The following is a 12,021-nucleotide window of genomic DNA, read 5'->3' on the forward strand; positions in this document are numbered from 1 at the left end:
TAAAACCTGAATTAATGTTCTGATCCTTCCACCGGCGTATGATGCAGGTGGGTCGTTTCCCAGCGTTTGTCGAGGAAATAAAGGATTGGTACCGTCATACGCGAAAAAAGAAGCGACGCAACCTCCCCGGCCATGAGCGATATGGCCAAACCCTGAAAAATGGGGTCAAATAGGATTACCGAGGCGCCCACCACCACGGCTGCAGCCGTCAGCATCATGGGGCGAAAACGCACGGCCCCCGCGTCGATCACCGCCTGGTCCAGGGGCATGCCCTGAGCAATGCGCAGTTCGATGAAATCCACCAGAATAATGGAGTTTCGCACCACGATGCCGGCCCCGGCGATAAACCCGATCATGGAGGTGGCTGTAAAAAATGCCCCCATCAGCCAGTGGGCCGGCAGGATGCCGATGAGCGAAAACGGAATGGCAACCATGATGACAAGGGGGGTGGAAAAGGACTGAAACCAGCCCACCACCAGAACAAAGATCAATACCAGCACCACAGCGAAGGCAATGCCCAGGTCCCGGAAGACTTCATAGGTGATATGCCATTCGCCGTCCCATTTCATGCTGAATTTCCGGTCGCTATCCGGCACATTGGCGGTGTGCTGTATGATGCGGTAGCCTTCCGGGAGCGAAAGGGCGTCAATTTTTTTGTACATTTCCAGGATGGCGTAGACCGGGCTTTCCTTTTCGCCGGCCACATCGCCGGTGACGTAAACCACCGGCATCAGGTTCTTATGGTAGATGCTGCGATCGATTTCCGTCTGCTGAACCGTTACCAGCTCCGACAGCGGCACCATGCCCCCTTGGGGGGTCGGGATTTTGATTCCCTTCAGGCGTTCGATCCCGGCCCGGGACGCCAGGGTCGGGCGCAGGATGATGGGGACGTCTTCTTTTTCAAGAGGCTGGTGCAGCAGCCCCACCTGCCGGCCGCTCAGATTTAATGACAGGGCCGACGTAATCCGGGCGACACTGATGCCGTTTAAGGCTGCTTTCTCAGTGTCTGCCTCCAGCAGAAAACGGGTCTGTTCTTCTTCCATGTACCAGTCCATATCCACCACGCCGGGGGTCTGCTCAAAGACGTCCATCACCTCGCGGGCCAGTTCGCGCTGGCGGTTGTAGTCCGGGCCGTAAATTTCCGCCACCAGGGTGGACAGGACCGGCGGGCCGGGGGGCACTTCAGCCACCTTGACGCGGGCGCCGTAACGGTCGGCGATATTTTTCAGGGCCGGCCGGACCCGTTTGGCAATGTCATGGCTCTGGTCTTTGCGCCGGCCTTTTCCCGCGAGGTTCACCTGGATATCGGCCATAGAGGGACCCTGGCGCAGGTAATAATGGCGCACCAGACCGTTGAAGTTAAAGGGGCCGGACGTGCCCACATAGACTTCATAGTCCACCACTTCATTAACGGTCTTTAAATATTCGCCCATTTCCAGGGCGGCAGCGGACGTTCTTTCCAGAGTGGCGGATTCGGGCATGTCCAGAATGACCTGGAACTCGCTTTTGTTGTCAAAGGGTAGCATTTTGACCTGCACCCGGCCGATGGCGACCAGCGCGCAGGCTGCTAAAAGCATGGCGACCACGGCCAGTAAAAACGACCAGCGCCAGAACGGACGGTGGATCAAGGGCTCCATGACGCGGCGATATAACCGGGTGGCCCAGTCTTCGGTGTGATGGCTCTGGCCGCCGGCAGGCGCATCTTTTTGTTCATGGCGAATCAGCCGCAGAGATGCCCAGGGGGTCACGATAAAGGCGACGATCAGTGAAAACACCATGGCCGCCGATGCCCCCACCGGGATCGGGCGCATGTAAGGCCCCATCAGGCCGCCCACAAAGGCCATGGGCAAAATAGCGGCAATAACGGTCAGCGTTGCCAGGATGGTCGGGTTGCCCACTTCGTCGACCGCTTCAATGGTAATCTGGATCTTGGACCGGCCCCGGTTTTCTTCCAGGTGAAAATGGCGGACCACGTTTTCCACCACCACGATGGCGTCATCCACCAGGATGCCGATGGAAAATATCAGGGCAAAGAGGGTAATGCGATTCAGGGTGTAGCCGTAAAGATAAAATACCGCCAATGTCAGGGCCAGGGTTACCGGAATGGCAAGGGCAACGACGCCGGATTCGCGATGGCCGAGGGTAAACCATATCAGAATGGTCACCGAAACAATGGCAATCATCATGTGCAGCAGCAGTTCATCCGATTTTTCCTTGGCGGTTTCCCCATAATGACGGGTTACGGTGACCTCGATATTGTCGGGTACGACCGTGCCGCGGGCATCCTCCAGGCGCGCCAGAACCTTGTGGGCGACCGAGATGGCGTTGGTGCCTTTGCGTTTGGCGACCGTAAGGGTTACGGCCGGAAATACGCCCCGGGTTGAAACTTTCGCGTCAATTTTTTTCTCGCCTGCCGCCGGACCGGTCCCGAAAAATACATACTGATCGGGCTCCTGGGGGCCGTCGGCAATTACGGCAACGTCCCTCAGGTAAACCGGATGGCCCTGGTGGACGCTTAAGACCACCCGGCCGACGTCGGCGGCATCTTTAAGAAATCCGCCGGTATGGACCAGGATCTGCCCGCCGGGTGACGGAAAGCTGCCGGCATCGGCCTCCTGGTTGGCGGCAGAGAGCATATTGGCGACGCGTTCGGCGTCCAGATCGAACGCTGCCAGGCGGACCGGGTCCAGGCGCACATTGACCTGGCGCTGTTTGCCGCCGATAAGCGTGGTGATGGAAACGTTCGGCTCCCGCTTTACGATGTCTTCAACCTCGGCCGCCACCCGCCGCAGGGTATAATGGTCCAGGTTTTCGCCCCAGAAGGTCAGCGCCAGGATCGGTACATCGTCAATGAAGCGGGGTTTGATCAAGGGCGGGGTTACAGTGGGCGGAATCCGGTCCATGTTGGCCATGAGTTTGGACTGCAGCCGTACACACGATTCTTCCTCATTCTGGCCCACATAGAAACGGACAATCACCATGGACATCCCCGGGCTGGACGTGGAATAAACATATTCCACCCCGGGTATTTCCCACAGCAGTTTTTCCATGGGCTTGGTGACCCGCTGCTCGACCTCTTTTGCGCCGGCGCCGGGCATCTGCACAAAAATGTCGATCATGGGAACGATGATCTGGGGCTCTTCTTCCCGGGGAAGGGCGATGACGGCCGCAATTCCCAGTAAAATGGAGGCGATAATTATCAAGGGCGTCAGTTTTGAATTGATGAAGAAGTTTGCGATTTTGCCGGCCGGCCCGAATTTTCCCGTCATGAGCCAACCTCCACCCGGGCGCCGTCTACAAGCGCCGGCGGCGGCGCCACCACATAGCGACTCCCCTCCGGCAAGCCGGAAAGCACTTCAGCCGAGTCGTCGAATTTGCGGCCGGTGCGGATCAGTCGAAAACGGGCGATCCCTTCCGCGTCCACCAGATAAACGCCGGTGAGCTGGCCCTGAGCGACCACCGCTGAAGCCGGGATGAGCAGCAGGGGGCTGTCCCCCAGGGGGACCGTAATCCGGGCAAACAGGCCGGACGGGATGGCGGTGCCGGCTGGGAGATCAACCTTTACGATAAAAGAACGGCTTTGCGGATCCGCGCCAGGCACGATGGTTTGAACGGTTCCCGTTATCACTTGGGACTGTAGCGCGGGAAGGGTCACTTTTAATTTCTGATTGGGCTTGATGGCTTCGATATGGGCTTCCGGGATGACGACATCCACGCGAATGCCCCCTTTTTTTTCAAGGATGAAAAGGGGCTTTCCCGGCGCCGCCAGATCACCCACCTCCACCAACTTGGCCGTAACAATTCCGTTGAAGGGGGCCAGTATTTTGGCGTCTTTTTTTGAAACTTCAACAGCCGTCACCGCAGCTTCGGCCTGCTGAATCCGCTGGCGCACCGCCTCCACCATGGCGTCGGCTTGTTTAAAAGCGGCTTCGGCCTGGTGCCGGCGCGCTTCAACCTCATCAAATTCCTGGCGGCTGACTGACTCGTCTTGAATGAGTCGCAGATAGCGGTTATGGGTGGCCCGGGCCAGGACGACGCCGGCAAGGGCGGCATCACGGGCCGAGAGCGCTGCTGATTCGGCCTGGCGGGCTTCCGCCAGGCCGGCCTGGGCCTGGCGCAGCTGGGCGCTTACCTGGCGGTCGTCGATTACCGCCAGAACGGCGCCCTGTTTGATTTCATCCCCTTCGCGGGTATAAACAGCCGTGACCGTACCCATCAGTTTTGCGGAGACTGTGCTGGATATCCGGGCGGCAACGGTTCCCACGGCTTCGTATAGATAGGGCTGGGTTGTCATTTCAGCGATTGCCACCCGGGCCTGGATGGTCTGGGTGGCTTTCGAGGCGGTGGTGCCGGGTTCAATTTTGTCGCTGCAGCTGTATGTCAGGAACAAAGCGGACAAAAAGACAAAGGGAATAATTCGTTTCAAAAGCATAATTCACCCCTGTTATTGAAAGTTTTCATCAATGGTTCCGGCTACCAGCGCCAGCTGGACGGCGGCCACTTTATAATCATGTGCGGCTTTAAACTGATTGGTGCGGGCATGCTGCAGCGTCAGTTCCGCATCCAGGAGCGCAACGATGTTCAACAGTCCGGTTTCATACCGGTTGCGAACGATGCGCAGAGTTTCTTCGGCCTGGGTGACGGCGGCCGCTGCAACCGGAATTCGCTTGCGGGCACTCTGGGCCTGCAGAAAAGCCTGGCGTGTTTGGACGAGAATCCCCAGCTTTAGATCCGCCTGCCGGGCGCCGACTTCATTTAATGCAGCCCTGGCCTGAACCGTTCTGGCCGACAGGCGCCGGCCGGAAAAGATATTCAGGTTCACCATCGCGCCGACCGTGTAATTATCCCCCCACTCACTGAAATCTTCAGTGTTAAATTCATAATTTCCCATCAGGTTTATTGATGGCAGATGAGCGGCCTTGGACTTGTTGATTTCTTCCTGGGCGATCATTTCCTGGTTCTGCATCTGTTTGAGTTCCGGTCGCAGCGATAAGGCCTTTTCCATCCAGCTTTCAAGAGAGCTGTAGACTTCTTGACCGGCCTCAAGCGGACTGCTTAGATCAAAAATACTTTCTATGGGGGCCCCCATGGCGGCATTCAGATATGCCCGGGCTACTTGCACCTGGCTTTCGGCCTGGAGCTGCTGCTGCTCCAGATCGGCGATGTGAACCTGTGCCCGCAAAAGATCGCTTTTGACCACGAAACCATTTTCAAAGCGCGCCCGCACCATCTTGTGGTGGGCCCGGGCGGTCTCCAGGGTCTGTTCAATGACAGCCAGGTTTTTCTGCGCCAGGAGTACGCCAACATAGGCAGCTACCGTCTGGGCGATGACCTGCTGGCGTGTCCGTTCCAGCATGAGGGTCGTCATCTTTTTGCCGATTTCGGCCTGCTTGAGACCATGACGGGTCTGACCGCTGTCATAGAGCGACCAGTTCAGAGACAGGGTCGATGCGAAATTGTTGATGGGGTCGGGATCATTCAGTCTGGCCGGGTCAAAATCCTGCCGGGTAATCTGTTCCTGGTTCAGTTTGGTGCCGAAGGCCCACATGGGATTGGTGGTATGATTATACCCTTCGCTGAAATAAATTTGCGGCAGCAGGCCGGAGCGGGCCTGGGTGATTTGGGCATCTGAAGACTCGACCTGGAAACCGGCGGCACTGATTTTGGGGTTTTTTGCAACAGCGTTTTGAATGGCTTCGGTCAGCGTCAGCGGAGTTGAACTTGGAAATTGTCCGAAACTATTCAGTGCGGACGAACATAAAAGGAAAATTCCCATACAAAGAGACAGACAAATCTTACTAAAAACCTGTTGCATGGCAGTGCTCCCTGCTGATTTTTTGCTTAAATGGTAGAGCGACACTATATATATGACAAATTTTTGTGACTGAAGAAAAAGTGCTTTTCTGTCATTTCCCTTGTTTGGTGAGACGGATGCCATCCGATAGTTACAAAATTAAAAGAAATCGGTATCGCTGTCAAGGAATTACGAGCAGACCAGGTTTGATGGGTGATTGCTTGACGGGATAAGACTGCTTTTAGGGTTCAATTATCTAAACTTTCCAGTATGAAACATTGTTTGGATTTTCGAAATTTGGTCATTGGAATTTATTTGATATTTGGAATTTGACAGACTCGTAAAAAGTCCGAAATTTCGTCATGCCTGCGAAGGCAGGCATCCAGAAGTATTTGAAAACAATGGATTCCCGCCTTCGTTGGAATGACGCTAAGGGACGAATTAAGACTTTTTACGAAAGCACCAAGTTTGGAATTTCAATAAATGAATAAAAATACATCAAAGCAAATCCCTGCTGGGGATAAACAAAGCCTATCCCTCTGGGTCAGGATTCTTTACTCCTGCTTCAACATGATCCTGGCGTCGGCTGCCACGCAGCGGTCGGCCAGACACATGACCGGGTTCAGGTCGATGGATTCGATCCTATTTTCAAGCTTCATCACGATATCCGAAAACGCCATCATGAAGCGGGTGAGTTCCGGCATATTGACCGGGGCTGATCCGCGATAGCCCTCTAAAAACTGGTGGGCCCGGAGGCATTTGACCATGGCCGCCACATCGGTTTCCTGCAGGGGGGCCATGCGCAAACTGGTATCCCCGTAAAGTTCGGCTTCGGTGCCGCCGATTCCCAGCAGGATAACCGGGCCGAACTGATGGTCGATTTTGGCGCCGACAATCAATTCGATTCCGGCCAGCATTTCTTCAACCAGTATGCCTGCAAACCCTTTTAATTTGCTGAATCGCTGAAACACTTTTTTCAGGGCGGCGTCGTTGTCGATATAGGTGACCACGCCGCCGACGTCGGACTTGTGCAAGACCTGGGGCGAGACGATTTTAGCCACCACCGGATAGCCGATCCTTTGGGCCGCCTTCAGGGCCCCTTCCAATTTAGACGCCCACTTGAAATTAGGGACGGCAAGCCCTGCCAGGGACAACAGGCGCTTGGCTTCCGGTTCCAGGACCCAGCCCTGTTTTTGGGAAGATGCGAGGATGCTGCGGATACTTTTTTTCAGCACGGCCGACACCTCCTCATGGCTTCCACCATCAAGACGGCCCCTTCAATGGACGGGGATACCGGGACGCGGTTGAATTCAAAACCTTCAATGAGCATCCGGTATTTTTCAAGATGCGGAACGTAGGCCACCACCGGTTTGCCGGATTTGCGGTGGATCTGGCTGAGTCGTGCGCCCACGTCGGAAGTAATGCCCGGCGAATACGGCAAGAGCAGAATGATGATACATTCGATGTTGGGGTCGCTGCTCAGGATGTTGGCGGCCGTGACAAAATCATCATCAATGGCGCTGCCGGTCAGATCGATGGGGTTGGTGAGGGCGGCAATCTCCCGGATGCTCGGGGACAGCTGCTGTTTAAATTTACGGCAGGCGGCTGCTGAAAGTTTAGGGGCCGAGATGCCGTGGGCGGCGCAGAAATCAACGGCAAGGACGCCATGACCGCCGCTTCCGGTGATGATGCCCACCCGGCCTTCGATGGCGGTTTTATAGCAGCCCAGGGCTTCGCAAAAAGAGAGCAGCTCAAACTCGTTTTTGGCCTCCACTATGCCATGCTGGCTGAGGGCGGCTGAAAAGACGGCATAATCACCTGCCAGGGAGGCCGTATGGCTGGAGGCCGCTCTGCTTCCCGCGGCGCTTTTTCCGGCCTTGAGGACCACCACCGGCTTGGGGCACGTTTTGGCGGCCAGGACAAACTTGCGGCCCTCATATTTTTTAAACCCCTCCACATAAAAGGCGATAACTTCCGTCTTTGGATCGCCGGCCAGATATGCCAGCAGGTCCAGTTCCCGGATCAGGGCCTTGTTGCCGATGCTGACCCCCAGCGAAAGCCCCACGCCTTCATTGGCAAATTTGACCATCTGGTCCACCAGAACACCGCCGCTCTGGCTGATCAAGGCGATATTTCCGGGACCGGGACGGACCATGCGTTCGCTCGGCAAAAAGAAGGTGTCGACATGGGAGGGGGAATAGATCCCAAGGCAGTTCGGTCCGATAAAGGGGAACCGGGCCTCGCGGGCAATGGCGACAATCCGATCCTGCAGGTCCTGCCGGCCGATTTCGGCAAACCCTCCCGAAATCAAAACAGCGCCCTTTACGCCGCTTTGAATGCAATCGGTCAGGATATCGGCAACGTAATCGGCCCGGACCGCAATAACGGCAAGGTCGATCCCGCGGGGTATTTCGGAAATTCGCTTATATACTTTTTCGCCCTGAAGGGTGCCGCCGCGGGGATTTACCGGAAAGACTTCCACCGGGTAGCGCAGGAAAATTTTGTTAAAGATGACGTTGGCGGGGTGCCGTTCGTTAGTGAGCGAAACCCCGACCACGGCCATGGTTTTGGGTTCGAAAAGGGGTTTAAAGTCCAAAAAAAATCTCCTGGCTTTTGATTTCCACTCTCGCTACGGATAAAAAAAACAGAATAAACCCTACGCTGACACGGTTATGACATTATTCAGGGTGCCAAAGCAGTTCGGGCAGGTCTCCGGATTTTGCAGATCATTCACCCACTGGTCGTCAACCAGGAATCTGTATTCGTATCTGCCGGGAAACAGCATCATTGCTTTTTGCCAGACGCCATTTTCACTTTTTTTCATGGGATGCGCCCGGCGATCCCACGCGTTAAAATCGCCTGCCAGGAACACACTGTCCGCATCAGGGGAATCCAGAGAAAAATCGACCCTTCTACGTTTTGATTTTGAGTCATTGACGACCTTCCTTTGTGAGCTGGTTATTGCTATCTATTCCAACCTGTCGCCGGGGAGTTAAAGGGACTGAAAAAGGCGCCTCCGGTAAAGGCGACAGACCAAAAGCGGATTGGCAACGAAAATGTAAAAAACTGGCCAGCAGGAGCGGGAGGTGTTTTACCCAAACATGATCATCATATTGTCCGGCATTATACGACGGAAAGGCATTATAGTCAACATGCTTACCTCCTATTTGGCAATTTACCGGGTACGGTGAAGATCATGAAAAGAACGGTTCCGACAGCCATGGCTGCCGATCCAAAGCAGAAAGCCAGGCGCAGGCTGAAGATATCCATCATCAAGCCGCCTATCAATGACCCGGCCAGCATTCCCAGGCTGTGCGCCATGGTTAAAAGGGCCATTACGGAGCCCATGGCGTTGGTATGGCTGCCTTTAGAGACTGCCAGGGCCATCAGGGCCGGCATGGAAACACCACCGCCGATTCCGAATAAAACGCTGGCCAGAAAAAGATCCCCGAAGCCGCCGGCCCATTCAAAAGATAATATGGCAAATCCGGTAACCAGCCCCCCGGCCAGGACCAGCAGTCTTCGGTTGATTTTGTCGGCCAGAAATCCCATGGGGGTATGGATGAGTCCGTTGACAAAGACCCCCAGCATCACCAGGATGCCGATGGATGAACTGGAGAGTGAAAATTCAACGTCCGCGAAAACGGGCAGAAATCCCCAGATGATGCCGATGCAGGTTGTGTATGCCAGCCGGAACAAAAAAAAACCGGCAATATCGCGGTCCTTTAATAGCTGTTTCCAGTCCGAAGGTTTTTTGCTGTCGCGGATAACCGCTTCGGACTGAGTGGGGGGCAGCAGAAACAGGCTTAGAAAAAAACCGATCAGCGCCAGAATCCCCATAGCGGCAAAAGCAGTGGAAAGGCTGAAATAGTCGCTGATCATTCCACCGGCCAGGGGACCGATGCTGAGGCCGCAGAAGACAGACATGTTGAACAGCCCCATGCTAAAGCCTTCCCGTCCGGGCGGGGTAATATCGCCGATATAGGCCTGGGCGATGGGCATGATCATGGCCGATGCGATACCCTGAAAAAATCGAATGACGATGAGCGTTTCGATGTCAGTTGAGAAAATAAAGGCGATGGATATCAGGGCATAGGCCAGCAGGCCGGCAACGATATGGGGCTTTCGGCCGTTTTTGTCAGACAACCGGCCGAAATACGGCATAAAAAAAGTTCTGGAAAGTGAAAACGACCCAAAAATCAGGCCGATATAGAGACCGCCGGCGCCTATCCCATGGGCATAGACCGGCAGAAGCGGCACCACGATACCCACGCCGGTAACCGTCGCGAAAATCGAAAAAAAAAGGGTCCCGAATATTTTCTTGTGCTGTCGGTTCATGAACCTGCTATCGGCACCCCCCTATTGGTTAACAGCTCATCAGCTCATAGGCGCATTAACTTCCCGGCCTTACAGCTATACAGCTTGCTTGCATTTCGCACGAATCCGTGATCCATGGCGTCTGATCCCGGATACCCACCGGGCTGCCCGGCTGAATTATTAACATTGCAGCGCACATAGGACAAGAGGTATTCTAAAAGGACTTGATTGCAGCCCGTGCGCACTATCTCATTTTTTGGGTGGGCGCAAGGACTCGATTTTGCTCAGGAAGGCCGCCGGTTTTTTGATTAAAATGGCCGGGAAAATCTTGATTGACTATCAAATAAAAGCATCGTACACCTTATATCTTATACTGGGAATTCATATCGTTAGCTTAAGAAGGCGACAATTCAACGTTCGGGTGCCGTGTTGTTTCCTGGGCCTGGTTTTTGTGCGCAGACAAGGAGGCGTCATGACGTGCCGTATCCTGCTGCCGACTATCGATATTCCCGCGGACATGGACCGCACCTGAAAGCGACAGGAAAGCGGAGCTTTTTCAGTACGAACGGTTTCGGCAGGCGTCAGGTCGATAGACCCTTGAAAAAGAGCGATTGAACGATCTGGGGAGGGAATGAAAAATTTTAAAGTCCTGCTGGTGGATGATGAACTCGAATTCGTATCCACCCTGGCAGAAAGACTCCAGTTAAGGGAAATACAGGCACGAACCGCCCCGGACGGCAAGCGGCCCTGGGAATGATCCGGGAAGATCCGCCCCATGTGGTGGCCCTGGATGTCATGATGCCTGAAATGGACGGCATCCAGACGCTTGTCGAGATAAAAAAAATGGCGCCGCTGGTGGAGGTGATTTTGCTGACGGGCTATGCCAAGATGGAACTGGCGCTCAAGGGGATGGAAAAAGGCGCCTTCGATTACCTGATTAAGTCCATCGGCATTGATGAGCTGATGTACAAACTTGAGGATGCCTATAAGAAAATTTCCATTCAGGAGCAGAAGATAAAACATATACAGGAGATGATTCAGTCGGGTGAATGAATAAGTAGTCGGACCCGTATCAGGCAAGGGATTATTTAGATAAATTTGTCGGAGATGGAGGAGCTGAGGAATATGAAATTTTTCAGACTGTGGGGCAGCTTTATGATGGAAGGGGCCGCCGCCCATTGACGGCAAGGGCCTGATGTCGGTGATGTTTCGGGCAACAGCCAACACGGCCTTAACCACCGGCGTGAAATCACAGTACGCCGAAAAAAACTATTTCATGATTTCTAAGAATTTTTGCAGCCTGACATCCCGCCTGGGATTCCATTTTTCAACAATCGAAACCCTGGTGAGCGAGTGGCCGGTGGAAAACTACATTAGTTTTCACTTTAAGGGGGGTGCCGCCGATTACGACCGTCGGCTCAAGCGGGTGCTCTTTGTGGGAGAAATCCTGGAGGATTACGGGTTTAAGCTGAACATCAAGGAAGACAACCTGATCGCCCGCCTGGAAAACCAGGAAAAAGAAGTGATGATCGACCACCTCAAGATCCTGGGCTATCTGACCATTCACTCGCGCCAGCTCGATATGATCATGGGAAACGAGGCTGCCGTAAGCTACTACCGCGCCAAAATCAAAGAAGATATTCAAAAGATCGTTGCGCCCCGGGAAAAGAGCGACGGATAATTCAAACCTTTTGTTTCCGGCAATAATTTATAGGTGTTATCGCAGTTATTGCAAGTGGGGCATGAGGATGATATTCTCTATCCCGATTAAGGCCTGATCAGATGAACACTTTGGCAAGGTTTCCTTTAATTTTTAAAGTATCAGGATCATGCCAAAAAAATTAACAATCGAAGAAATGCATTATATCGCCAACAAAAAGGGCGGCAAATGCATTTCGTTTAATTATATT

General features: G+C 54.1%; 10 protein-coding genes. 3 read left to right on the forward strand and 7 right to left on the reverse strand.

The genetic code is table 11. From position 1 onward, the window contains the following. Window positions 1–11 precede the first annotated feature (11 nt). The 7 genes from P1P89_03970 to P1P89_04000 all read right to left on the reverse strand — a co-directional run bounded on the left by P1P89_03970 (window position 12) and on the right by P1P89_04000 (window position 10,132). Window positions 12–3,269: an efflux RND transporter permease subunit gene (locus P1P89_03970; GenBank protein ID MDF1590651.1), complete on the reverse strand. Its 3,258-nt coding sequence runs from the start codon at window positions 3,267–3,269 to the stop codon at window positions 12–14. Next, entirely contained in the window at window positions 3,266–4,432 is a 1,167-nt protein-coding gene (locus tag P1P89_03975; GenBank protein ID MDF1590652.1) for an efflux RND transporter periplasmic adaptor subunit, read from the reverse strand. The genes P1P89_03970 and P1P89_03975 overlap by 4 nt, the downstream gene beginning before the upstream one ends. Window positions 4,433–4,444: 12 nt before the next feature. Then, window positions 4,445–5,815 carry a TolC family protein gene (locus P1P89_03980; GenBank protein ID MDF1590653.1) on the reverse strand — a complete coding sequence of 457 codons (1,371 nt, stop codon included), beginning with the start codon at window positions 5,813–5,815 and terminating at the stop codon, window positions 4,445–4,447. A gap of 533 nt (window positions 5,816–6,348) precedes the next feature. Beyond that, window positions 6,349–7,029, reverse strand: coding sequence for an acetate--CoA ligase family protein (locus P1P89_03985; protein MDF1590654.1), 681 nt, complete (start codon window positions 7,027–7,029; stop codon window positions 6,349–6,351). After that, complete coding sequence (locus tag P1P89_03990; protein MDF1590655.1) at window positions 7,023–8,390, reverse strand: CoA-binding protein; 1,368 nt, start codon at window positions 8,388–8,390, stop codon at window positions 7,023–7,025. The genes P1P89_03985 and P1P89_03990 overlap by 7 nt, the downstream gene beginning before the upstream one ends. A 60-nt stretch (window positions 8,391–8,450) precedes the next feature. Further along, window positions 8,451–8,756, reverse strand: a complete 306-nt coding sequence (locus P1P89_03995; GenBank protein ID MDF1590656.1) for an isoamylase early set domain-containing protein — start codon at window positions 8,754–8,756, stop codon at window positions 8,451–8,453. Between the two features lie 194 nt (window positions 8,757–8,950). Beyond that, on the reverse strand, window positions 8,951–10,132 hold the full coding sequence (locus tag P1P89_04000; GenBank protein ID MDF1590657.1) for an MFS transporter: 1,182 nt from the start codon (window positions 10,130–10,132) through the stop codon (window positions 8,951–8,953). Window positions 10,133–10,742: 610 nt separating this feature from the next. On the opposite strand from P1P89_04000, the gene P1P89_04005 reads away from it, so the two are divergent. The 3 genes from P1P89_04005 to P1P89_04015 all read left to right on the forward strand — a co-directional run bounded on the left by P1P89_04005 (window position 10,743) and on the right by P1P89_04015 (window position 11,792). Further along, window positions 10,743–10,868 (forward strand): hypothetical protein, encoded by a 126-nt coding sequence (locus P1P89_04005; protein MDF1590658.1) that lies wholly within the window; start codon window positions 10,743–10,745, stop codon window positions 10,866–10,868. Further along, a complete protein-coding gene (locus P1P89_04010; protein MDF1590659.1) occupies window positions 10,865–11,164 on the forward strand; it encodes a response regulator in 300 nt (99 codons plus the stop codon). Before P1P89_04005 ends, P1P89_04010 begins: the two co-directional genes overlap by 4 nt. A 142-nt stretch (window positions 11,165–11,306) precedes the next feature. Further along, window positions 11,307–11,792, forward strand: coding sequence for a hypothetical protein (locus P1P89_04015; protein ID MDF1590660.1), 486 nt, complete (start codon window positions 11,307–11,309; stop codon window positions 11,790–11,792). Window positions 11,793–12,021 lie beyond the last annotated feature (229 nt).

This window comes from Desulfobacterales bacterium, assembly GCA_029211065.1.
GTDB lineage: Bacteria > Desulfobacterota > Desulfobacteria > Desulfobacterales > JARGFK01 > JARGFK01.